Raw genomic sequence first — 24937 nt, forward strand, 5'->3', positions numbered from 1 at the left:
TGCCGCATGAATGCAAAATGGTGCGTAAGTACTTTATTTATTATTCTAGCCCTACTTGGGTTAAGTCAAGAGCAGAAGAAAACTTCTAATCAACAAATTTCACTTGAATTTGCTGATGTTGAAAGGTCTTCAAATTCCGCTCATGATGAGATTTTGGCTGTAATAACCAAAAAGCTCGAAGTTCTTGGTGTTGATGCTATCGAAGTGATAGAGAATGACGAAAGACAACTAAGCATTCGTTATTACAGTGATGTTGATGCTGAGAGTGTCAAAAAATTTCTTTCTGAAGAAGGTCAGTTTACAATTGGGTTTAATGGTGAAAAGCCTGTTGATAATCAAGATGAGCAATTGCCTGGTCAATATAATTTGGTCGTATTAGATCTTCATCAACAAATCGATAATGGGTTTCAGTTAAAAGCGACTCTAGTTACCGCTCAAGATTATAAGTTTGAGATTACGTACAATTCATTTACACTATCCGTAAACAACGAAATTGCCATTGATCATGATGCCATAGATGAGTTGGCAATAAAGATCAATAGAGATGTTGCAATTACCGTAAATAATACTTCACATAATATTCCCGAGGTTAGGGCAGGTCCCCAAGGGAATAGAAATAGCTAAACTTCAATATCTATGTAAGACGTAATTACTTTGCGACAAAGTAATATGCCTAGATTTTTAAATTACTTAATACGTATAATCAACATAAATTAAATATATAAAAATGCAAAATAAGGGACTTATAAAGCTATTTGCTTTATTATTCGGGTTAGTTAGTATATACCAGCTATCCTATACTTTTGTGACAAGCAAGGTAGAAAAAGAAGCGAACACCTTCGCGGCCAGCCGTGTGTCTGAGTCAGAAGAAGGTTATGTAGCAAAGAGAGAAACGGTAGCGGCTAACTATCTAGACTCTATCGGTAATAATACCGTTTTTGGCTATACCAATTATAATGAAGCCAAAAAGAAAGAATTAAACAAGGGACTTGACCTTAAAGGTGGTATCAATGTAACCCTTCAAATTTCTGTGAAGGATATTCTTAAAGGACTGGCAAATAATACTAAAAGCCCAGTTTTCAATAAGGCTTTAGCTGATGCAGATGCCGCATCTAAAAATAGTGACGATACTTACATTGAACTTTTCTTTGAGGCTTTTGACGCTATAAAAGGAGATACTAAATTGGCTTCACCTGATATTTTCGCTAACAAAGGTCTTAGTGATGAAATTAACTTTCAAATGTCAGATGATGAGGTTAAGCCTATCATCCGTAGAAAAATAGATGAGTCTATCGTTTCTGCTTTTGAGGTATTGAGAGAACGTATCGATGGTTTTGGTGTTACACAGCCAAACATTCAAAGAGAAGGTAATTCTGGTCGTATTTTGGTCGAATTGCCAGGAGCTAGAGATATAGCACGTGCACAAGACCTTTTATCTAGTACGGCTCAATTAGAGTTTTGGGAAACGTACAAGCAAAGTAATACAAGCTTCAGCACATTCTTAATTCAAGCAAATGAGAAGCTAAAAGAAATTGTTGAGGTAAAAGAGCCTGAGCAAGTTAAAGAAGAGTCTGAGTTAGATTCTTTGTTATCTGATGTTTCTGCTGATTCTTTAGATTTGGCAACACAGGTGAATCCTTTATATGAGTTATTGATTCCTGCTAATCCAGGTTCAAATGCAATGTTCCGTGCTGCTATAAAAGATACGGCAACTATCGGGTCTTATTTAAGAATGCCGGAAATTAGAAGGTTATTACCTGCTGATATTCAGTTCACCAAGTTTGTATGGGAAAGACCTGCTACCGAAGATACTGAGGTTATTGATTTATATGCCTTAAAATCTAATCGCGAAGGTACGCCTAGAATTAGTGGAGATGTGGTAAGTGATGCAAGAGCAGATTTTGATCAGTTCAGTAAGCCTGCAGTATCAATGACCATGAATACTAAAGGAGCTAAAGAATGGGAAAAATTAACAGGAGATGCTTACACCAACCAAACTGGTATTGCAATTGTTTTAGATAATAAAGTTTATACTGCACCTGGTGTTTCTTCTGGTCCTATCTCTGGTGGTCGTTCAGAAATTACGGGTGACTTTACAGTTAACGAAACAAAAGATATCTCTAACGTACTTAGAGCTGGTAAACTTCCTGCTTCTGCTGAAATAATTCAGTCTGAAATTGTTGGTCCTTCTTTAGGTCAAGAAGCTATTGACAGTGGTTTTATGTCTTTCTTGATCGCTATGGCAATCGTACTTTTATGGATGATCGCTTACTACGGTAAAGCTGGTGCTTTTGCAGATGTTGCTTTACTATTGAACATATTATTGATCTTTGGAGTGTTAACTAGCTTAAATGCGGTATTAACATTGCCTGGTATTGCTGGTATCGTATTAACAATTGGTATGTCGGTTGATGCCAACGTACTTATTTTTGAGCGTATTAAAGAAGAATTGGCAAAAGGTAAGGGCAAGAGCCAAGCTGTTGCAGATGGTTTTGGTAATGCATTGTCATCAATTTTAGATGCGAACATTACTACAGGTTTAACGGCAATTATCTTATTTGTTTTCGGTTCAGGACCAATTAAAGGTTTTGCAACTACATTATTGATCGGTATTATAACTTCTTTGTTTACTGCAATATTTATTACCCGTTTGTTAGTTGACTGGTATATTGGAGGAAAAGGTAGAAGTTTAGATTTCTCTACTAGTATTACAAAGAATTTGTTCAAAGGGATCAATATCGACTTCTTGGTGAAAAGAAAAATAGCTTATGTTATTTCTGGAATATTGGTTGCTATTGGTTTGTCGTCTCTATTCTTTGGTCCAGGATTACAGCAAGGTGTAGATTTCGTTGGTGGTCGTTCATATACAGTTCGTTTTGAGCAACCTGTTAATCCATCGGAAATAGCATCAGAATTAAATACTGTTTTTGGTAGTGGTACTAATGTAAAAACATACGGTGAGTCTAACCAAGTAAAAATAACTACCCCTTATAAAGTAGATGTTGAAGGAATTGAAGTTGATACTGAAATTCAAGATAAGCTATTTACTTCTTTACAGAAGTACTTGCCAGACGGTATTAGCAAAGATGCATTTGTTTTGGGTGGTGTTGATGATGAAGCAGTTGGGATCTTACAATCTGTAAAAGTAGGACCTACTATTGCAGATGATATTAAAAACAATGCTTTCTTGGCAATTCTAGGATCATTGGCAGTAGTGTTCTTATATATCTTATTAAGATTTAGAAGATGGCAATTCTCATTGGGTGCTGTTGTTGCGGTATTCCATGATGTATTGATCGTACTAGGTGTATTCTCTATTTTCGGTAAATTGATGCCATTTAACATGGAAATCGATCAAGCGTTTATTGCGGCAATATTGACTGTAATTGGTTATTCGTTAAATGATACCGTGGTTGTATTTGACCGTATTCGTGAGACATTGGCAGAGCGAGGCTGGAATGGCGGTGCTAACATTAACTATGCAATAAACAGTACATTAAGTAGAACATTGAATACGTCATTGACTACCTTGGTAGTGTTATTGGCAATCTTCATATTTGGTGGTGAATCATTAAGAGGATTTATGTTCGCAATGATAGTTGGTGTTGTTATAGGTACTTATTCATCTGTATTTATTGCAACTCCTGTAATGTTCGATGCACTAAGCAAGAAAATTACATCTGGAAAAGAGTAATAAATTTTAACTAGCTCAAAATAAAAAAGCCGTTCAGAAATGAACGGCTTTTTGTTTCTATAAAAATGGCACCTATTGAATGAGGCCTGTTGAGCCTTGCTCAGAAGGTATAAGGTTTAAGGTTCGTTTGGGTTTTAAACCTTTTTCTTTTCTATGGGATACAAAAATGATAGCGGTATCTGTTTCTACTGCAAATTTATTGACCAAGGCAACCAATAACGCAGCCGATTCGTCGTCCATGCCTGCCGTTGGTTCATCTAAAATTAATAAAGGTGGTTGTTTTACCATGGCACGCGCAGTCATGATCAGACGTTGTTTACCTGTTGATAGTTTATTGAAATAAGTATTTTTTATTGATGTTAAGTCCAATAATGCCAACCATTGCTTTATTATTCTCTGTTGAAACTCCGTTGGGCGTGTATATAAACCTACTGAGTCGTTTAACCCAGAGATAAGCATGTTTTCTATAGAATGCCTTCCGCTGAATTTATCGGTCATTGCCGGGGCATAATAGCCGATCTTTTTCTTGATGTCCCATACACTTTCGCCGCTTCCTTTTTTGCTGCCAAAGAGGTAAATTTCTTGACCATATGCCTTTGGGTTGTCACCAAATATCATTGAAAGTATAGTGGATTTACCACTGCCGTTGGTGCCAGATAATTGCCAGAAATCTCCTTTATTTATAGACCAATTGATGTTGTTAAGAATTTTCTTCTCTCCGTATGAAATACTTACGCTTTTAAAATCAACCAATGTATCTGGTAAATTAGCGAATTCAATACCAGATTTAGGTATGCTAATAGTGGTAAAGCTGTTGGGTATCTTGTTTTCGTTAGATGGAGAGGAATCCATAACTGAAAACTTGTCTTTTTCAATAAGTCCGTAATTATTGATAAATGAAAGGGTATCGGATTTTCTACTTGCTAATTGTATAAAGGAAATAGATTCTGAATGTGCTTCAAGTATGGTTTTTAGTTTTTTTTGAAATGCCACATCAAGATTATCAAAAGGGTTGTCCAATATAATATAATCAGGATTCTCGTTTAACAAGTGATGGAGTAATGCTCTTTTTTGTTCTCCACTTGACATAGTTTTTAGTGCCTGGCCTTCATTGCTTATAATTTTTATGTCATGCTTGTCTTCCTCGTCTATTAGCTTTTCTAAGGTAAAATGAGAAAATAGCTTTCCGTTTTTTAAAGCAAACTCCTTAAGGGCGGTGGGTATTTTTCCGTGTTGAAAATCTTTAATGAAGCCTTTCTTGTTAGAGTCGTTGTTTAGATATATTGCCCAGTGATTCATTTATGCATTAATTCTATAAATATGAACTTGATTATTGTGGTAGGTGGTCGTGAAATCTAAAAACATGCCGTTTTTTATTGCTGTTTTTTGCGATGGCACATTATCTACCTGTATGATAGATATCAAACTGTTTGCCCATTTTTTGTTGAAGGCCACTTTTTTACATTTTTCAGCAGCCTCAAATGCATAACCTTGTCTCCAATAGTTAGGTAAAATGGAATAACCAATTTCAAATTCTTGTTTGCCATCAACTTCTTGTATTAATATGCCACATAAACCGACAAGAGTATTGCTACCTTTTAAAAAAAGCGCATTCATACCGCCTAAGTTTTTGTGGTAACGTTCAAAGATTCTTTGAAACTGTTCTTTACAGGCGGTTATTGGGTCACTTGGTAAGCCAGACCAATATTGACTGCTTAAAGGTTCCTCATGAAAGGGTAGCCAATCTTCAAAATCAGAATCTTTTACCTCTTTAAAAAGTAGGCGTTCAGATTCTTCATTGAATAATACATATGCTGGCATTATATTGTTTTAAAAGGTACGTAAGTAAACAATATTTAGTTTCTACTAAAACTAATGCTGTCACCAATAGAAAGCCCTAGTTCTTGTGCTAGCCCACCATTTATTTCTAGTACGTACTTTATTGGAACTTGAGATGAAAGGCCTGTCTCGTTAAGTGGTTGAGCATTCTCTTGAAAACTGGCAATTGTCAAATTCTCTTTTATGTAAATGATATCTAATGGAAATTCTGTATTCTTCATGTAAAAAGAATGCATTCTTTCATCAGGAAAAATGAATAACATACCTTGATTTTTTTCCATGCCCTTGCGGTACATAAGTCCGGTTTGGGTTTCGTAATCGGTCTCTGCAAATTCAATGTTGAACTTGGTCTTAACCGTATCACTTGCATTTAGAAAAATGGTTAAATCCCCTTCATAGGTGAAATCTATGCTTTGTGTGGCAATGGTCTTTTTTTGCTCTTCTTTACAAGAAAAAACCAATATTGCCGCTACAATTAAAAGAACCCAACTTTTAAGTATGTTTTTCAATGTTATGTAGTTTTAGTTTTTCTGAACATGAAATAGAAACCGATTAAGATAAAAGGGATACTTAACCATTGGCCAGTAGAAAGCAGTCCTAATGATTCTTCAAAACCTCCTTGGCTTTTCTTTACGAATTCCGCAAAGAAACGCACCGTCCACAGTAGGACAAAAAACAAACCGAATAAGTAACCTGTTTTGTTTTTTTTGTCGGTTTTCCAATATAGAAAGTACAGTAAAATGAATATAAATATATAGCCTATTCCTTCATACAATTGTGCAGGATGACGGTATGGTATCTCTGCTAAATACTGAGAAAATTGCGGATTGTTCTCAATAGCGGAATAAGCTGCATTCAAGGTTTTTTCCTGTGTAATCCCTAATGCTTTTGATGGATGTAGGTCGTCTGAGTCCCTTATGAATTTAGTGGCGAATATGAAATTTTCATCAACCACCTTACCATTGATCTCAGAGTTGAAGAAATTTCCTAAACGAACACAGAATGCACCTATAGAAACTGGTATTACCATTCGGTCAAATATCCAAAGCATATTGAATTCAGGATATTTTCTAGTGTACAAGTAAGTTCCAATGATAATACCTATGGTGGCTCCGTGACTTGCTAAACCAGTGAAACCGGTAAATTCATAACCATCTATTAGCCCAAACAGTAAACTGCCCGAATCACTTTCTCGAACAGGAATTAAAATCTCTATAAGGTGATTAGAGTAATATGCCCAATCATAAAAAAACACATGACCTAGTCTAGCACCCAACATGGTGCTTAAAACCGTGTAAATAAAAAGGGAATCTAACTGTTCTACAGATTTTTTCTCGTTGAGGAAAATCTTTTTCATTAGAAACCAACCTAGGGCAAAGGCGGTTATCCAAAGTAGATTGTAGTACTTTATTTGAATGAAGCCGATATTAAAAAGTGTCTCATTCGGATTCCAAGTAATTCCTAAGAAATGCATGTGTTGAATTTAGAAAGGCTAAGATAATAAAATAGAAATCTACCTAGGCTTTAGATTGTGGAAATCGGTTTTGTTATAGGTTAAAAGAGCGTTAAGAATTTTGAAAATAGAGAAAAGAATATAGAATAGAGAAAAGTGAAAATAGATAATTGAAAAGAATATTTAATTTGTAAAACTACGTTAGCTGTTTATGACCTACTGTATTTAGTTTGAATTGCCTAGTTTTCATTCTTGAGCTTGTATTTTGAACTTTTTAAGGAACTGGGTCGTAGCCTTTACCGCCCCAAGGGTTGCAGCTAAAAATTCGTTTTGTGGCAAGCCATCCCCCTTTAAAAAGCCCATGTTTTTTTAATGCTTCTAAGGTGTATTGCGAGCAAGTGGGAGAATATCTACAAGTAGCAGGAGTGTAAGGTGATATGGCTAGTTGATAAAAACGAACCAACAAAACAAAAGGAGCAATGAGAATTTTTTTTAGTGTGATTTTCAAATCGATAAATTGATACTGCAAATTTACTACAAAACTGTAGAATGTAATTAAATAATAAGTCCGGATGGGTTGCATCCGGACTTATGACATTAAAATGGTTTTTGTTTAGGCACCTATTCTTATGGGTTCTAAATGAGATGCTTCTTCTTCAGTATATAATCTAGATCGAATCAAAAACCGAAGACCTAAAGGAATTTCCAATGAAAAACTAGAGCCAATACCCTGGGTAACATCAACTGTTAACTGCGTATGTTTCCAATATTCAAACTGATCTTTAGACATATGAAAATCACAACCTTCAATTGAGCCCAAGCACACATCATTATCATCAAGCATTAAATCACCCTTTTCAAAACACATGGGGGAAGAACCATCACAGCACCCACCACTTTGGTGAAACATAAGTTCTCCATGTTTTTCTTTTAATTGGGCAATTACCTCTGCTGCTTTATCGGTTACCAGAACTCTTTTTGTCTTCATTGTATTAGGTTTTTTAAAAGAATCCCATTTTTTTCTTATCGTAAGAGATAAGCATGTTTTTGGTTTGACGATAGTGCGACAACATCATTTTGTGATTTTCTCTACCAATACCTGACTTTTTATACCCACCGAAAGGAGCATGTGCAGGGTATAGGTGATAACAGTTCACCCAAACTCTACCTGCCTTTATGGCTCTTGAGATTTGATATGCTTGGTGTGTGTCGCGTGTCCAAACTCCGGCACCTAATCCGTATAAAGTATCGTTTGCAATCTCTATGGCCTCCGCTTCATCCTTGAAGGTGGTTACACAAAGAACGGGACCAAAAATTTCTTCTTGGAAAACGCGCATCTTGTTATTTCCTTTTAAGATGGTTGGTTCTATGTAGTAACCGCCTTCTAAACCTTCGTTGTACGCTTGAGAACCTCCGGTAAGCACTTCACAACCTTCTTCTTTTCCTATTTGAATATAGCTGAGAATTTTTTCGAACTGATCGTTAGAGGCTTGCGCACCCATCATTGTATTAGGGTCAAGGGGGTGCCCCATTTTAATTGCTTTGGTACGCTCTATGACACGTTCAATAAATTTGTCGAATATGCTTTCTTGAACCAACATTCTAGACGGACATGTACAAACTTCACCTTGGTTTAAAGCGAACATGTTGGCACCTTCTAAACATTTATCAAAGAATTCATCATCGGCGTCCATAATACTCTCAAAGAATATATTCGGAGATTTACCGCCCAATTCTAAGGTAACCGGAGTTATGTTTTTAGATGCGTACTGCATGATTAATTGTCCGGTAGTGGTTTCACCTGTGAAAGCTATTTTGTCAATTCTTGGGCTAGATGCCAATGGTTTGCCTGCCTCAGCACCGAATCCGTTTACTATATTAAGAACTCCGTCAGGTAAAATTCCTTCTATGATTTCCATTAGAATTAAGATTCCTACGGGAGTTTGTTCTGCTGGTTTTAACACTACACAGTTTCCAGCAGCTAAAGCCGGTGCTAATTTCCAAGTAGCCATTAATAAAGGAAAATTCCAAGGAATAATTTGACCGACGACCCCTAAAGGTTCAGTAACATTTAAAGCCACGGTATTAGAATCCAATTCACTTACAGAACCTTCTTCGGCTCTTATAACACCTGCAAAGTATCTAAAATGATCTACGGCTAATGGTAAATCTGCTGCGCGGGTTTCACGAATTGCCTTACCATTGTCCCAAGTTTCTGCTCTTGCCAAAACTTCAAGATTCTGCTCTATTTTGTCTGCAATCTTTAAAAGCATATTGCTTCTCTCGGTAGCTGAAGATGAGTTCCATGATGGAGCTGCTTTCCATGCAGCATCTATTGCTTTTTCAATATCTTCGGATGTTGATCTCGGTATTTTTGTAAATGATTTACCATCTACAGGTGAAATATTGTCAAAATACTCTCCCTTACTTGGTGCTATCCATTTGCCGCCAATATAGTTTTCATATTGATTTTTGAATTTGGGTTTTTGAAGTACATCTTTTTCTACGGTTGCTGTTGTGCTCATAATATATGATTTAAGTTAATACTGGAAGTAAGTGTATTGAGTGTGCATCAATACAATACTCTAAATGTACTTCTCATAATATCAATTTGTCTGACGCATTCTACGAATAATGTGAACTATTCTATCAATAATTGATTTTATGATTTTTTTAAGTATATAATTTTGTAAATTCCTTAAAATTAAATCAATATAATTGTGATTCAGTTATCTGACAGTTTTTTAAAAGGAAGACGTTTGGAGACCATGGTCGAGAACCAAACATCGTACACGATGAACAATGCGACCATGCATGTTTTTGAAACCCATGAGCAAGCAGCAAGTGTTCTACTAAAATTTGAACAACCTGTTTTGGCAAGTATGATTCAGGGAAAGAAGATAATGCACTTGCGCGATTATGAGGCATTTGACTTTTTGCCCGGTGAATCTTTGGTATTGCCCGCCAATGAAAGTATGTGTATCGATTTTCCAGAGGCCATGGCAAAGAACCCGACCAGGTGTTTGGCAATGGCAATATCTGAAGAAAAGATTAATAAGGTGTTGCAGTTTATGAACGAGAACATGCCTAAAAGTAATAAAGAGGCATGGGGACTAATGGATTATAATTTTCATTTTGTGAATGATAGGGGAATCTATCAAATTATACAGCGTTTATTGTTTCTTTTTTCAGAAGATCACCCATCAAAGGATATATTCGTTGATAATATGTTACGCGAGCTGATCATACGAATTCTGCAGACCAATGAACGTAAAATATATAGTAATGCAACATTGGCCATTAAGAAAGAGAGTAGGTTGACCGAGGTTATACGATATATAAGAAATAACGTTCACAAATCTTTAAGCGTAGATTTTCTCAGTAAAATGGCTTGTATGAGTCCGTCACACTTTTATAGAACGTTTAAGCAAGAGTTGGGTATATCACCAGTAGAGTTCATAAATAATGAACGAATAAAACTAGCGGTAGGTTTATTGCAAGATCCCAATAGAAGTATAAAAGATGTGTATCTTGATTGCGGATTTGAAAGTAGATCGTACTTCAATAGAGTTTTTAAAACAAGGCAGCATTTAGCACCCGGCGAATACCAGTCTAAAATTCAAAAATCCAGATATTTAGATTAAAGGCTGTAAGTTGTACCGTCTTTACCGTCTTTTAATTGAATGCCCAGTTCGGCCAATTGATCGCGTATTTTATCTGAGGTAGTAAAATCTTTATTCTCCCTTGCAGCTTTACGCAGCTCTATAAGCAATTCGACTACACCACCTAATTTTTCTGTATCTGCGTCTGAACTACTTTTATTTTCAAGACCTAAAACATCGAATACAAAACTGTACAATGTAGCTTCTAATTCTTGCTTGTCTTCTTCCGTAATAGATTCAGTACCCTCTTTGATCAAGTTGATGTGTTTAACGGCATCAAAAAGTTTTGCTATTAAAATAGGTGTATTGAAATCATCGTTCATTGCAACATAGCAAGATGATTTCCAACTTTTAACGTCAAAATCGGTGGATTTGCCCGTTTTTAATGATTTCAAAGAATTAAAAGCTTCCATTAGCTTGTTAAACCCTTTTTCAGATGCCAGTAGCGCATCATTGCTCATATCTAAAATGCTGGTATAATGTGCCTGCATCATAAAAAACCTTACCATTGAAGGGGAAAAGGGCTTACTTAAAATATCATTCTCACCAGAAAAAATCTCACCAGGAAGAATACTGTTTCCTGTAGATTTTGCCATTTTTCTTCCGTTCAAGGTCAGCATATTGGCATGTAACCAATAATTTACCGGACTTTGACCGTTGCAAGCTTCAGCTTGGGCAATTTCGCATTCATGATGTGGAAATTTTAAATCCATTCCGCCGCCATGAATATCAAAAGTTTCACCTAGGTATTTGGTGCTCATGGCCGTACACTCTAAGTGCCACCCTGGGAAACCATCTCCCCATGGTGATGGCCACCTCATAATATGTTGGGGTTCTGCTTTTTTCCACAATGCGAAATCTTGCGGATTGTGCTTGTCGTCTTGAGCGGCAAGATCACGTGTATTGGCAATCATGTCTTCAAGCTTGCGCCCACTTAATTTACCGTACTCATGCTCTTTATTGAATTTTGCTACATCAAAATATACAGAACCATTGGTTTCGTAAGCAAATCCTTTTTCAAGAATATCCTTAATAATTTCAATCTGCTCTATAATATGACCTGTTGCGGTAGGCTCAATACTCGGTGGTAAGAAATTGAATTTCTCTAAAATATTATGAAAGTCTACAGTGTAACGCTGAACAACTTCCATGGGCTCCAATTTTTCTAAACGTGCCTTTTTTGCAATTTTATCTTCACCGTCTTCTGCGTCATCTACCAAATGACCGGCATCGGTGATATTACGTACGTAGCGTACTTTATAACCCAAGTGTTTAAAGTATCTGAAAATCATGTCAAAGGACATAAAAGTTCTACAGTTTCCTAAATGAACATTGCTGTACACTGTTGGTCCACAAACATACATGCCGATATGACCTGTGTTTATGGGTTTGAAAACTTCTTTTTTTCCTGTTAAGGAATTATATACTTTAATTTCTTGACTTTCGTACAATTGCATGAAGCTATATGCTATTAAAAATGGGTATCTAAATTTAAGTAGTTCAAAAACTCACGGCGAACCAATTCTTCTTTGAATTTTCCACCATATTCAGCTGTAACCGTACTACTGTCTATGTCGCGTATGCCTCGAGAATTTACACAAAGGTGTTTTGCATCTATTACACAAGCAACATCTTCAGTACCCAACGCTTTTTGTAATTCTCTTACGATTTGAATATTCAAGCGTTCTTGTACCTGAGGTCTCTTGGCATAATAATCGACTATACGGTTCATTTTTGAAAGCCCAACTACAGTACCGTTTGAGATGTAGGCAACATGTGCACGACCAACTATAGGTAGCAAATGATGCTCGCAAGTAGAGTATAATGTGATATTTTTTTCAACTAACATTTCACCATACTTGTACTTATTGTCAAAAGTAGAAGCCTTAGGTTTTCTGCTAGGATTTAATCCGCCAAAAATTTCGTTCACGTACATTTTAGCAACTCTGTTAGGAGTTCCTTTTAAGCTATCGTCGGTTAAATCTAGACCCAATGTTAGCATGATATCGCGTACGTTATTGCGAATACGTTCAATCTTTTCGGCATCGTCCAAATCAAAAGCGTCTGAACGTAATGGAGTATCTTCTGACGTAGAAATATGATCGTTTCCTATTTCGTCAAATTGATTTTCCAGTGTATCCTCAATTTTCATTTTATCTTTCTTTTACAAGCTGCAAAGATATACAATATGTGCCACTTTATAACTAATTGCGGGCATTACACAACATAAATTAGCCATAACGTTAAGGTCTCGTTAATTTTATTTTTCCAAATCACATGACCCCTATGACCAAGTATGGTATCTCCTTTTTTTTAATTTGCTTTTTTGGTGTCTTCACATGTTTTGCTCAAGTGTCTTCAGACTGTGCCAATGCAGTACCTATTTGTTATAATACACCTGTTAATGGAGGAACTAATGGATACGGAATAGATGATTATAACGGCGCTTCTATTTCTGGTTGTATTACCCAGGGTAGCGGTACCATAGAAACCAATTCTGCATGGTATACCTTTAAAACAGGTGAAACAGGGCAATTAGGTTTTAATATAGGATTTGATTCTAGTGAAGATTGGGATTTTGCCCTATACAGAACCAATGATTGTAGCGCATTGGGAGATCCAGTGAGATGTAATTATTTTGATAACTCAGATAATAGTAGTTATATAGGAGTGGGGGAGGACCCGACTGGTATTGATAATATACAGTATGATGATTGGTTAACGGTAGAACCTGGTGAGGAATACCTGTTAATGATCAATAATTTCAGTAACAATAACTCCGGATTTTCCATTCAATTTTCAGGAAACATCTTTGTAGAGTTTCCTAATTCCGCTTTAGATTGTGATATTATCGACAATTTATTGGGGCCGCCAATTATCGCTTGTGATAATGAAACGGTAGTTTTAGATGCTACAACCACTGATGCTTTAGATTATGAATGGTATCTTGATTCTGGGGTGGGCTATCAGCAGATTCCCGGAGAAAGCGACCCTTTGTTATCTGTCGCAGTTTCTGGTATGTATCGCGTTTTGGTGGTAAGACCTTTAGGGAATAATTTAATTAGTGAAACACAAGTAGCTTATGCGCCATCGCCCGAAACTTTTGAATTGGAAGATGAAACCGCATGTTTAGATGGTACGGCAATTGATTTTAATCAAAAGGATGCCGAAGCATTGGGAGGACAAAGTCCGATGGATTTTCGTGTCTCTTATCATGAAAGTTTTGCAGATGCATTTGATGGAGCCAACGCACTTTCAAAAGAATATATACCTACACAAATTTCGCAGACCATATATGTTAGAACTACTTCAATAGAGAATTCAATGTGTTTTGATGCCTCTGAATCTTTCGAGGTAAACGGTATTGAATTGCCGGTGTTAGATTTTGAAACAGAAGTTTATATCTGTGGCGATGAGCCTGTTGTGACTATTGGTCAACGAGTACCCGAGGCTAATTTTACGTACGAATGGAGTTCGGGTCAAACTTCTTCTTTAATAACGGTAGCTGAACCCGGTGTATATACGTTGTCTGTAACCAATACTCAAGGGTTGATACAGTGTATTACCGTTAGATCGGTTACAGTGGTTTTTTCTAGTCCGCCGGTAATATCAGATATTACCACTGAATATGAAGATGATGCTTCTAATGTAGTCAATGTCTATTTGGAGGAAGATGGTGATTTTGAATTTCAAGTAGATGATGAAACGCCACAAAGTAGCGGACTTTTTAATAATCTATTCCCTGGCGAGCATACTATTACTGTTCGAGATATAAATGGTTGTGGGTCAGATACCAGAGATATAGTGGTTGTAGGGTTTCCAAAGTTTTTTACTCCAAACGGAGATAATGTTAATGATACATGGACGGTAAATGGTTTGTCTGCATTGGAAAACCCCGTGATAACTATTTATGACCGTTATGGTAAATTATTGCATCAGATCTTTGAAGGTTCTAGTGGTTGGAACGGTTCGTTCAATGGAAGCCTGTTACCAGAATCAGATTATTGGTTTAAACTTTCCTTCACCAATTCCTTAGGTGAAAATACCAACGCATCTTATATTAATAATCACTTTACTTTAAAGCGCTAGGGTTAATATTTAGTGTCTAAAAGTGTATTTTATCGATTAAATGCCATAATCTTCGCTGTAAGATACTAAAGCAGGTCATGTGTAGTTATAATATACATCACGTATACTAAATAGCTACACATTTTATGAGAACACTCATTTGTTCTATTTGCTGCATGTTTCTTTTCTGTTGGAATGTTGCTGCACAGAATTCAGCCGATTGTAGAACGGCTATTCCTGTTTGTGCCGATCAACCTATAATGGGTATTGCAGGTGGTTCTGGTGATGTTGATGATTTTGATCCAGAAGTTATCAGGGAAACGGGCTGCTTGGAAAAAGGTAGTTTAACCTCGGCAAACATAGAGTTCAATACATCATGGTTCGTTTTTAGAGCGGGTACGGGTGGTCAAGTCGGTTTCGATATTGAAGCGCTGCCATCTTCGGGATCAACACCTACGGCAGAATGGGATTTTGCCGTTTATGGACCAGATGTTGATTGTGCCGATATTAGTAATGGTACGGCTCAGCCAATTCGTTGTAATTACGAAGTGAACGATACAAATTTTACCGGGCTCGGTGTTAATCCAGATAGTGGTCAAGAAGGTCAGGCTTCTTTAACGGGCAATCAAAACACATATGATGAGTATTTAGATGTACTGCCAGGGGAAATTTATTATATACTGATCAACAACTTTGCTGATAATTTTACTGGTGACCCAGAGCCCTTTATGTTGACTTTTACGGGTAGTTCTGTAAATGCTGATGCAGATACAGCTTTAGATTGTACTTTTCGTGATGAGTTTTTAGGGTTGGATATTGTGGCTTGTGAAGGTGATGATCCCATTACTATTAGTGCAATGAGTTCTCCTGCTGGTGATGCTATTGAAAGGGTAGAATGGGAGGTTGATTATAATGATGATGGTGTAATTGATGATTATCCAGCTGGGTCAGGGGATTTTGGATCGGAACTAGTAATAATTAGTCCGAATACAGGGCGTTATTTCGCTACGGTATATGCTGACGCCTCGTCAGGCGGACCGTTAACATATCGTGATGATAGTGGAGTATTGGTGACCTTTTATGGCACGCCGATTTTAGACCGTGTAGAAACATTAGATACCAATCTTTCTATTAATCCAGATCAAAATAATATTGAATTTTTTGTAGAAGGTGATGGCGATTATGAATATGCTATTAATGATGGTTTATTTCAAGATAGTCCGATCTTTATGAATGTGCCTCCAGGAATTAATACGGTTATTATTAACGATAAAAATGGCTGTGGTATAACCGACCCTTTGGAATTTTTAGTGGTAGGCTACCCTAAGTTCTTTACGCCAAATGGTGATGGAACAAATGATGACTGGAATGTAAAAGGTATTGAAACATTAAATAACCCTGTTGTATTTATTTTTGATAGATACGGTAAGTTGTTGAAGCAATTAGGACCCACAGATGGATGGGATGGTAATTTTAACGGACAGCAAATGCCATCTACTGATTATTGGTTTCGCTTTGAATATGGCGAGCAAGAAGATGGCTTATTGGTTGCCAAAACCCGAAAAACTCATTTTTCATTAAAAAGGTAAAACCCTCAGGACAGGCTCATGAGGCATTTAAAGGAAATAAACTTTTAATTTCTAGGCAAGCCTCGGGGTATTATACCCTTTGGCGGTGCCAATAAAATAAAAAAGGGGAGCAATTGCTCCCCTTTTTTATTTGTATATGAGTCTTTTAAAAATTTATCGTATAGCTTAATGTGGCATTGGTTATACTTCTATCAATCATTGCAGGAGTGGTAATTCCTGCATTGAAAAGTCTTTCGCTAACATCTTGTTGAGAACGGTTTAAAGAAAAATCTAATTTACTTCCTCCGAAATTATACCCAATTCCGCCAGAAATAGCATTTAAATCTCCAATAGTATTGCCATTTGCGTAAGGACTTTGTTCAAAACGATAACCTGCTCTTAGGCTAACTTGTTGAATTCTGTATTCGCCACCAAGTCTAAATGTGGAAACAGCACCTAAATCACTTGCAATTTGTGAATTCACCATTTGAAAACTTGGGTCGTTAGTAGGTCGTAGTTCCGATTGTGAAAAATCTTGGTAACCGTAATCGAAGCTTAATAATCCGTCTTTTGCGAAAATAACAGCCAAACTACCTGTAAGTTTACTTGGCGTTTTAACGGTATACTTTTCAAAAAGGTTTACAATGTTGAAGTTGATGAAATTAATCTCTTCGTCAGCTAGATCAGAATTAATGCGTTGAGACGTATTATCTTCTAAACGGTACCAAGTTGGAGATTGGTAGCTACCGCCTAAACGAACATTATCATTTAATTTTGCAATAGCACCTAAGCTAAAAGAGAAACCATTTCCTTCTGTTTCCAAATAATTATCAAAAGTGGTTCTTGTAATTTCAGAATTGGGTTCATATCCTCCTTCTGTAAATTCATCATATTGTGTGTATAGAACACTGTGAAAATTTAACGAGGCGCCTAAGTAGATATCTTCTTTATATTGAGAAGCAACATTTACTGTAAATTTACTATTGTAGCCCGTAGTTCTTCTTATGAAATCTTGATCAACAAAATCATAAAGTGTATTGCTTATATAATTAGTGTTGGTGTCATCTTCGGTTTCCGGATCAAGTATACCACCATAATACCCTAAAAATGCCTGTTGGTCACTATATCCTTGAAATGCGCCAATATCAAGATAGGCTTCTTCCAAGAATTCACCATCTTGTACAAGAATGGATCCAAATGGCGTGCCCTGTGCATATTCTGAGAAATAGGTGTCAATACCTTGATTACTACTGCCCGAAACATAATATTCGTTATCGAAATTATCTACTAAATCGTAATTAAAGGCAAGTGTAAATTTTTGCCAATCGGAATTTGGGTTCGTATTTCTAAACACGAATACCCCACCTAATTGGTTCATTTCAAAATTATTGTCTTTTGTAATATTGGCATCACCAAAATAACGGGCATCATTATTAATATGATAATTAGATCCCGAAATTGTAAAAAGGCTATTGCTGAAAACCGCTGATCCGGCAGGGTTTATATTTAGGGATGATAAGTCGCCTCCAAGTGCTCCAAAAGCACCTCCCATGGCTTGAAAGCGAGCAGTACCTTGAAGGTTTTCAGTGCCGTAACGTAAGGCTTCATTTATATTTTGTGCACTACCAATGGCGCATGCCATTAGTATTACGAAAGTTAAATATCTTTTCATAGCAATATTTCGATTTTGATAAGTGATTGATTTTAGTTTCTTCTGCCGCTGCTACTTCTTGAAGATCCAGAAGATCTAGATGATCCGCTACTTGAACTTCTAGAGCTGCTTCCGCTGCTGTAGGATCTGCTACTAGAACTACTTCTGCCAGAGCTATAACTGCTACTGCTTCTTGAACTGCTGCCGGTGCTTCGGTATGAACGACTTGAACTACCAGAGCTTCTACCTGATGAATAACTTCTTGAGCTACTGCCAGAGTTTCTGTATGTTGAAGTTCTTGGTACCGCAACCCTGCTACTGCTAGATCTAGTTGAACTGGAACTATAGGTTCTAGGACTGCTACTATATCTGCTGCTGTAGTTTCTTGAAGAACTACTATATCTAGGTGTAGCTCTTGTACTTCTACTTGTTCTGTATGCTCTGTTTTGATCTACACCGACGGTTCTTCTAGTAGTTGTATTTCCTGAATAGGTTCTAGAACTACGAGTGTTTGCAGAGCTTCTTGCCGTAGTGGCGCGTGTAGAAGTACTTCTATATCTTGGTGAGTTGCCTCTGGTATTTACATTAGAACGACCTCTTGCCGCCGTTGAAGAAAGTCCGCTGTTATTGGTACTTGTTCTTGTATAATTTCCTCTTCTTGAATTGTTGACCGCATAGCTTCTGTTGGTATATCCACGATAACGGTTGTTGTATCTATTTCCGTAGCCGTATCGATAAGCATATCCATAATAAGGACGGTTCCATCCAAAACCGAAACCTGCATAGCCAAATCCAAAACCGGTATAACCCCAGTTATTCCATCTATTCCATCCCCAAGGTCTGTTCCAGCCATAACCGTAGTATCCGCCATAACCCCAGTTGTTCCATCCCCAATTGTTCCAACCCCAAAATGGGTCGTTCCAACCATAAAAACCTCCATAACCCCAGTTGTTCCAACCATTATTATGTATATAAATACTTACATCGGCATTGTTGCTACCCCAGCTACCATAACCTTCATAGTCATTTGCATCGGCGTAATAATCCGTTAACTGCTCATCGGTAATTGTGTCATTTACAATATTGCTTGAATAAGAATCTACATCGGTAAATATTTCACTATCCAATATTTGATCATATTGATCGGCTTTATCGCCAAAATATGCTGAATAGGTATCGTCTTGAGCGGAGTTTTGGTTGTAATTTCTTTGTTCCGGTCTTCTTTCTACTGTTCTGGTAACATCATCTGAATAGATGCCGTCATTGTCGTAATATGAAGATTGCTGGTAGGTACCGCAAGAAGCTGTAAATATAGCAAGGGTTACCAACATTGAGATGTTGCGAAGTTTGTTGTGGGGTAAGGAATATATCATCGGATCAAAATTATATTGTTGAACATATTAAAAATAACTAGTTTTACCCAATTATTACATACTAAGAATCACAAAATTTGTGCCAAAGTCCAGATAATGAGTAAAAAGTTGACAAAGAGAAGCGAGGATTATTCCAAATGGTATAATGAATTGGTAGTTAAAGCTGATTTAGCCGAAAACTCCGGCGTAAGAGGTTGTATGGTCATTAAACCATATGGTTTTGGTATTTGGGAGAAGATGCAAGCTGGTTTGGATAAGATGTTTAAAGAGACGGGACATGAAAATGCCTATTTTCCTTTATTTATTCCAAAATCATATTTGAGTAAAGAGGCTAGCCATGTGGAAGGTTTTGCTAAAGAATGTGCAGTTGTTACACATTATAGATTAAAAAATGCAGAGGATGGTAGCGGAATTATAGTTGATCCCGATGCTAAACTAGAAGAGGAGTTAATTGTTAGACCAACTTCTGAGACCATTATTTGGGATACTTATAGAAAATGGATTCAATCTTATAGAGATTTACCATTATTGATTAACCAATGGGCAAATGTGGTTCGTTGGGAAATGCGTACGAGATTATTCTTGAGAACGGCAGAATTTTTATGGCAAGAAGGCCATACAGCTCATGCTACTGAAAAGGAAGCTATTGAAGAGGCTGAGCAAATGATGAACGTTTATGCTGATTTTGTTGAAAACCATATGGCAGTACCCGTAATAAAAGGTACAAAGACAGAAAGTGAACGTTTTGCCGGTGCTATTGAAACCTATTGTATTGAAGCTTTAATGCAAGATGGTAAAGCTTTGCAAGCTGGTACATCTCACTTTTTAGGGCAGAATTTTGCAAAAGCCTTTGATGTTAAGTTTGCTACTAAAGAAGGTGGTAAAGAGCATGTTTGGGCAACTTCTTGGGGAGTTTCAACCAGATTAATGGGTGCGTTGGTTATGACACATAGTGATGATAACGGATTGGTGATACCGCCAAAATTAGCACCCATACAAGTTGTAATCGTTCCTATTTATAAGGGTATAGATCAATTGGATCAAATTTCGGAAACAGTCAATCCTTTGGTAAAAGAGTTGAGGTCAAAAGGTATTTCGGTGAAATTCGATAATAGGGATACGCACAAACCAGGATTCAAGTTTAATGAATACGAAATGAGGGGCGTACCTGTTAGATTGGCCATAGGACCAAGGGATATGGAAAACGGAACTTATGAAGTTGCTAGAAGAGATACACTGCAAAAAGAAACGGTGAATGCGGAAGATGTAGTTGCTAAAATTGAGTTTTTAATGGATGATATTCAAAAGAATATGTATCAAAAAGCACTTGATTATAGAACGGAACATATTACCGAGGTGAATTCTTATGATGAATTTAAAAAAGTTTTAGAAGAAAAAGGCGGATTTATTTCTGCCCATTGGGATGGTAGTAAAGAAACCGAAGAACGTGTAAAGGAAGAGACAAAAGCCACTATACGTTGCATTCCCATTGATGCCAAGAACGAAGAAGGTGTCTGTATGGTTACCGGTAAACCATCTCATAAAAGGGTGTTATTTGCAAAAGCATATTAATTTTTTTAAAAAAATATATTCAGGTGTTGCGATAGTGAAAAATATTTGTATTTTTGCATCCGCAATTGCGCAAAGTATGGTCCGTTCGTCTAGGGGTTAGGACGCCAGGTTTTCATCCTGGTAACAGGGGTTCGATTCCCCTACGGACTACAAATTAAATTTTTTGGGGGTATCTCCAAAGTAAGTGACATAATGGTCCGTTCGTCTAGGGGTTAGGACGCCAGGTTTTCATCCTGGTAACAGGGGTTCGATTCCCCTACGGACTACAAAATTAGAATGGATGAAAGTCCAATGAAATTATAACGAAGAATAAAATGGCAAATCACAAGTCGGCATTAAAGAGAATTAGAAGAAACGAAGCAGTTCGTTTACGTAACAGATATCAGCATAAAACTACACGTAATGCTATAAAAAGATTACGTGCAGAAGAATCTAAGAAAGATGCAGAGGCTCTTTTTCCAAGTGTTGTTAGTATGATCGATCGTTTAGCAAAACGTAATATCATTCATGATAACAAGGCTGCTAACTTAAAAAGTAAATTAGCGAAGCACGTTGCCGCTTTGTAAGAGATTGCCTTAAGAAATTAAAAGCCTTCCATTTTTTGGAAGGCTTTTTTTATTGGTTAAATTTTATTCAAGCTGTTTTACAGGAAGTCTAAGTCTTCTCATTGATAAAAACCCTATAATAAAACAGAGGTACATAGTGGCTATAGAGATATAGTGATACTTTGAAAGGTTGTATGTGGTGTACAACGGATAATCAAAAGACAATATGTACATTGATATAGGGTAGCAGATGTAAAACACAAGTAAGCCTAAGGTAATCCAAAACAGTAAGTTTTTTCTAGGTATAAACTTCTGTTCTTCAGAAAATATCTTGTACAAATAAGTTAGGCACGCAAATACTAATATAATCGCTCCAACAATAATGGCATAATTTTGCGGTTCTGTGTAAAAGTCTTGCAAAAACAAATTGACTATACAGGTCAATAAAAATAAAGCACTGCCATATTTGATGAAATTCCTACTTCTTTTTTTATCTATTAATTGATAGAAAATGTAGAAGAAATATAGATAAAATACAATGTCAAAAATGTTGAAAATTATAGTGTTGTAATTATAATATTCAGGTATATAGACTAGCTGTATGTCATCTACATCCCTAACGATTGCGCCTAAAATTTCTGACAGTAAAACATAGCTAAGAATTATGGGCAGATATTTTAAAACGGTATCATAGTACAGTCTATATTTGGTAATGGATAAAACCAGCGCTATAAAATAGAGAGAGATATAGTAATTATTTAAAAGATACTCCAACATAGTCAATGAGCGGTTTTACTGTGAAATATTTATTGGTTTTTTGGTGGTGGTACTCCAGTGCCTCTATTTAATGTTAAACTTTCTTCGCCTTGTAGTATTGCCGGTGCAGCTTTCGTTGGGTTGGTAGTCGGTACAAACGACGCATACGCTTTTGTATTGGTGTCGTTATTATGACCATATTCTACTTTAATAGGTTCAAAGCTGTTGTTCATGGGCACTGCTTCTTTTCCTTTAGCACCTTGTGCTATATAAAAAAGATAATCTCGTTTACCATCATTGTAAGTAGGGGATAACATGATGCTGTTCTGTCTAGGATGTTTGATTGAATCTTTAGTTTTTGGGAAAAATTCCTCATCTGGGTAGTTGGAGTAATAGAGTCGCAAAGTCGAAATTTCAACACCGGCATCGGCAACTTCTTGCTCAATATATTCTAAATATTGTTTGATGGTTTTATAGTCGTAGTAAACAAATCTACCAACATGGAACTCTTTGTCATTTTTAGTAACCTTATTTATTGAATCTTCATAGCGTTGAATTAAGGGTACTCGCCTTTTTTCATACGAATCGTACATGTTTTTTGCTTGTGATATCGGTACTATCTCTTGTGGTGCTAGAACAACTGGTTTTTCCGGTTTCTTTGGGTCTTGCTCTTTGGGTTGTTCATTGCAACTGATAGATGCAGAGATGATAATTGCACATAAGAATTTGCCGATAAGGATAGATGGTCTTTTCATTTTCTGATATTTAAGTGGTTATTAAAGAAAAATGCTAAAAGACTGGGGGATAGTTCTTTCTGATGTATAAAGATATTAAAAAAATAGTAGGAAAAATTTTTAAGATTATTTCCTTTTCAATTTGCGAAGGAAAGATTTTCAGCAAATAAAAAATCCCGATTTCTTGACAAAATCGGGATTGTAATTTATACTCAAAAAGAATTCTATTGATTCATTGTCATTAAGAATTCTTCGTTGTTTTTAGTTTGTTTAAAGCGTTGTTCGATAAACTCCATTGCTTCAACCGGATTCATGTCGGCAAGGTACTTACGCATGATCCACATACGCTGTAACGTGTTTTCGTCTAACAACATGTCATCTCTACGTGTACTTGAAGAAGTAAGGTCAATAGCAGGGAAAATTCTTCTGTTGGCAATCTTACGATCCAATTGAAGCTCCATGTTACCGGTACCTTTAAATTCCTCAAAGATAACCTCGTCCATCTTAGATCCGGTTTCCGTTAGAGCAGTAGCAATTATAGATAGTGATCCGCCACCTTCGATATTACGTGCTGCACCAAAGAATCTCTTAGGCTTATGTAATGCATTTGCATCAACACCACCACTTAATACTTTACCCGATGCCGGTTGAACGGTGTTGTATGCTCTTGCCAAACGTGTAATGGAATCTAAAAGAATTACTACATCATGACCGCATTCTACCAATCTTTTTGCTTTTTCTAAAACAATATTGGCTACACGCACATGTTCTGTTGGTTCTTTGTCGAAAGTAGAAGCTACAACCTCGCCACGTACGTTACGTTGCATGTCAGTAACCTCTTCAGGACGTTCATCGATAAGTAGTATTATTTGATAAACCTCTGGGTGGTTCGCTGCAATACCATTTGCAATATCCTTTAAAAGCATGGTTTTACCAGACTTAGGTTGCGATACGATCATGCCTCTTTGTCCTTTACCTATTGGTGAGAACAAATCAATAATTCGTGTAGATATTGTGCTTTGGCGTTCAGCTAAATTAAATTTTTCTTGAGGGAATAACGGGGTCAAATGTTCAAAAGACACACGGTCGCGAACTATTTGAGGGTCTATACCGTTAATTTTATTCACCTTAATAAGTGGAAAATATTTTTCCCCTTCTTTTGGTGGTCTTACGTTACCCAAAACAGTGTCTCCGGTCTTAAGTCCGAAAAGACGAATTTGTGATTGAGAAACATAAATATCATCAGGAGATGATAGGTAATTATAATCGGAGGAACGTAAAAATCCGTATCCATCCTGCATAATATCCAATACACCTTCACTGGCTATAATAGAATCAAACTCATATTCAGGTTCTTTGTACCTGTTTTTAAGATCCTTGTCAAAATTGCTTTTGTCGTGGGGAGTCCTTGGGTTTGGTTTCTTCTTGTGATTGTTATTCTGCTGCGAATTTTTGTTGTTATTGTTGTTCGACTGATTGGTAGACTTAGGTCTCGGTCTAGGTCTTTTTTGCTCAGTAGTTTCTTTGGCCTCGTTTTCTTGCGGAGTTTCCTTTTTTACGGGAGCAGCTTTTTCCGCAGCTGGTTTAGGGGCTGTGCTAGATTCTTTGCTCGTGTTTTGAACAACACGTTTTCTAGGTCTTGGTTTTGGTTTCGGCTTTTCTTCCTTAGGCTTACTTGCTTCTTCTGTAGTGGTAGGAGCAATAGCGGCAGCAACTTTAGGGTTGGCAGCTTGTAAGTCCAAAATTTGATAAACTAAGTCTAGTTTTTTCAAGGTTTTGAATTTAGGAACCTTAAGTCCTTTAGCAATTTCCTGAAGCTCAGGTAGCTTTTTCGATTTTAAATCTGAAATCTCAAACATTAAGTAATAGAATAAATTATATAAGTAGTTTGTATTGTAAGAAGTAAATAATTTTATTTGGATAATCTCTAAGGAAGGTTATTCCTTAATTGGTAGGTGTTATGACGTGATAACGTAGCAATATTACAAATTATTTTGAATAAAATGGCTATATTTTTTGAAA

The 24937-nt window shown here is 36.6% G+C and carries 21 protein-coding genes and 2 tRNA genes; 9 read left to right on the forward strand and 14 right to left on the reverse strand.

The features are described 5' to 3' along the window. The first annotated feature begins 6 nt into the window (after positions 1–6). Positions 7–624 carry a hypothetical protein gene (locus EXIGUO8A_RS11735; RefSeq protein ID WP_159303271.1) on the forward strand — a complete coding sequence of 206 codons (618 nt, stop codon included), beginning with the start codon at positions 7–9 and terminating at the stop codon, positions 622–624. Between the two features lie 103 nt (positions 625–727). Then, the gene (gene secDF / locus EXIGUO8A_RS11740) at positions 728–3694 is read left to right on the forward strand and encodes a protein translocase subunit SecDF (RefSeq protein WP_159303272.1); all 2967 of its coding nucleotides are present in this window, start codon (positions 728–730) and stop codon (positions 3692–3694) included. A gap of 72 nt (positions 3695–3766) precedes the next feature. Here secDF and EXIGUO8A_RS11745 read toward each other — a convergent pair whose 3' ends face one another. From EXIGUO8A_RS11745 to exaC, 7 genes are all read right to left on the reverse strand, one after another. Next, positions 3767–4993, reverse strand: coding sequence for an ATP-binding cassette domain-containing protein (locus EXIGUO8A_RS11745; RefSeq protein ID WP_159303273.1), 1227 nt, complete (start codon positions 4991–4993; stop codon positions 3767–3769). Next, complete coding sequence (locus tag EXIGUO8A_RS11750; RefSeq protein WP_159303274.1) at positions 4994–5515, reverse strand: GNAT family N-acetyltransferase; 522 nt, start codon at positions 5513–5515, stop codon at positions 4994–4996. Between the two features lie 35 nt (positions 5516–5550). Further along, positions 5551–6042 (reverse strand): DUF192 domain-containing protein, encoded by a 492-nt coding sequence (locus tag EXIGUO8A_RS11755; protein WP_236564475.1) that lies wholly within the window; start codon positions 6040–6042, stop codon positions 5551–5553. A 2-nt stretch (positions 6043–6044) separates the two neighbouring features. Beyond that, a complete protein-coding gene (lgt, locus tag EXIGUO8A_RS11760) occupies positions 6045–7007 on the reverse strand; it encodes a prolipoprotein diacylglyceryl transferase (RefSeq protein WP_159303275.1) in 963 nt (320 codons plus the stop codon). Positions 7008–7260: 253 nt separating this feature from the next. After that, positions 7261–7494 carry a membrane protein insertion efficiency factor YidD gene (gene yidD / locus EXIGUO8A_RS11765; protein WP_407658202.1) on the reverse strand — a complete coding sequence of 78 codons (234 nt, stop codon included), beginning with the start codon at positions 7492–7494 and terminating at the stop codon, positions 7261–7263. Positions 7495–7599: 105 nt separating this feature from the next. Further along, positions 7600–7974 carry a DUF779 domain-containing protein gene (locus EXIGUO8A_RS11770; RefSeq protein ID WP_159303277.1) on the reverse strand — a complete coding sequence of 125 codons (375 nt, stop codon included), beginning with the start codon at positions 7972–7974 and terminating at the stop codon, positions 7600–7602. 13 nt (positions 7975–7987) lie between these two features. Next, on the reverse strand, positions 7988–9511 hold the full coding sequence (gene exaC, locus EXIGUO8A_RS11775) for an acetaldehyde dehydrogenase ExaC (protein WP_159303278.1): 1524 nt from the start codon (positions 9509–9511) through the stop codon (positions 7988–7990). Positions 9512–9706: 195 nt separating this feature from the next. On the opposite strand from exaC, the gene EXIGUO8A_RS11780 reads away from it, so the two are divergent. Then, positions 9707–10630, forward strand: coding sequence for an AraC family transcriptional regulator (locus EXIGUO8A_RS11780; protein ID WP_236564476.1), 924 nt, complete (start codon positions 9707–9709; stop codon positions 10628–10630). Here EXIGUO8A_RS11780 and cysS read toward each other — a convergent pair. Together cysS and folE are read right to left on the reverse strand one after the other, a co-directional pair. Beyond that, on the reverse strand, positions 10627–12105 hold the full coding sequence (cysS, locus tag EXIGUO8A_RS11785) for a cysteine--tRNA ligase (RefSeq protein WP_159303279.1): 1479 nt from the start codon (positions 12103–12105) through the stop codon (positions 10627–10629). The two genes, EXIGUO8A_RS11780 and cysS, sit on opposite strands and share 4 nt — an antisense overlap. Before the next feature lie 14 nt (positions 12106–12119). After that, positions 12120–12800 (reverse strand): GTP cyclohydrolase I FolE, encoded by a 681-nt coding sequence (gene folE / locus EXIGUO8A_RS11790; protein ID WP_159303280.1) that lies wholly within the window; start codon positions 12798–12800, stop codon positions 12120–12122. Between the two features lie 134 nt (positions 12801–12934). Between folE and EXIGUO8A_RS11795 the strand changes: the two genes are divergently transcribed. Further along, entirely contained in the window at positions 12935–14737 is a 1803-nt protein-coding gene (locus EXIGUO8A_RS11795; RefSeq protein WP_159303281.1) for a T9SS type B sorting domain-containing protein, read from the forward strand. Positions 14738–14862: 125 nt separating this feature from the next. Continuing rightward, a complete protein-coding gene (locus EXIGUO8A_RS11800) occupies positions 14863–16305 on the forward strand; it encodes a T9SS type B sorting domain-containing protein (protein ID WP_159303282.1) in 1443 nt (480 codons plus the stop codon). Positions 16306–16450: 145 nt separating this feature from the next. Here the strand turns inward: EXIGUO8A_RS11800 and EXIGUO8A_RS11805 are convergent, their stop codons facing one another. Together EXIGUO8A_RS11805 and EXIGUO8A_RS11810 are read right to left on the reverse strand one after the other, a co-directional pair. Then, positions 16451–17956, reverse strand: coding sequence for an OmpP1/FadL family transporter (locus EXIGUO8A_RS11805; protein ID WP_159303283.1), 1506 nt, complete (start codon positions 17954–17956; stop codon positions 16451–16453). A 32-nt stretch (positions 17957–17988) separates the two neighbouring features. Further along, a complete protein-coding gene (locus EXIGUO8A_RS11810; RefSeq protein WP_159303284.1) occupies positions 17989–19266 on the reverse strand; it encodes a hypothetical protein in 1278 nt (425 codons plus the stop codon). A gap of 138 nt (positions 19267–19404) precedes the next feature. Between EXIGUO8A_RS11810 and proS the strand changes: the two genes are divergently transcribed. The 4 genes from proS to rpsT all read left to right on the forward strand — a co-directional run bounded on the left by proS (position 19405) and on the right by rpsT (position 21446). Then, complete coding sequence (gene proS / locus EXIGUO8A_RS11815; RefSeq protein WP_159303285.1) at positions 19405–20880, forward strand: proline--tRNA ligase; 1476 nt, start codon at positions 19405–19407, stop codon at positions 20878–20880. Positions 20881–20958: 78 nt separating this feature from the next. After that, positions 20959–21030, forward strand: a tRNA-Glu gene (locus EXIGUO8A_RS11820). Positions 21031–21074: 44 nt separating this feature from the next. Next, positions 21075–21146 (forward strand) — tRNA-Glu (locus EXIGUO8A_RS11825). Between the two features lie 48 nt (positions 21147–21194). Then, positions 21195–21446, forward strand: coding sequence for a 30S ribosomal protein S20 (rpsT, locus tag EXIGUO8A_RS11830; protein ID WP_036152561.1), 252 nt, complete (start codon positions 21195–21197; stop codon positions 21444–21446). A gap of 63 nt (positions 21447–21509) precedes the next feature. On the opposite strand, the gene EXIGUO8A_RS11835 is transcribed toward rpsT, so the two are convergent. The 3 genes from EXIGUO8A_RS11835 to rho all read right to left on the reverse strand — a co-directional run bounded on the left by EXIGUO8A_RS11835 (position 21510) and on the right by rho (position 24774). Next, on the reverse strand, positions 21510–22202 hold the full coding sequence (locus EXIGUO8A_RS11835; protein WP_159303286.1) for a hypothetical protein: 693 nt from the start codon (positions 22200–22202) through the stop codon (positions 21510–21512). A 29-nt stretch (positions 22203–22231) separates the two neighbouring features. After that, positions 22232–22936 carry a hypothetical protein gene (locus EXIGUO8A_RS11840; protein ID WP_159303287.1) on the reverse strand — a complete coding sequence of 235 codons (705 nt, stop codon included), beginning with the start codon at positions 22934–22936 and terminating at the stop codon, positions 22232–22234. 203 nt (positions 22937–23139) lie between these two features. After that, positions 23140–24774: a transcription termination factor Rho gene (rho, locus tag EXIGUO8A_RS11845; protein ID WP_116770640.1), complete on the reverse strand. Its 1635-nt coding sequence runs from the start codon at positions 24772–24774 to the stop codon at positions 23140–23142. Between the last annotated feature and the right edge of the window lie 163 nt (positions 24775–24937).

This window comes from Maribacter litoralis (assembly GCF_902506355.1).
GTDB classification, from domain to species: Bacteria; Bacteroidota; Bacteroidia; order Flavobacteriales; family Flavobacteriaceae; genus Maribacter; species Maribacter litoralis.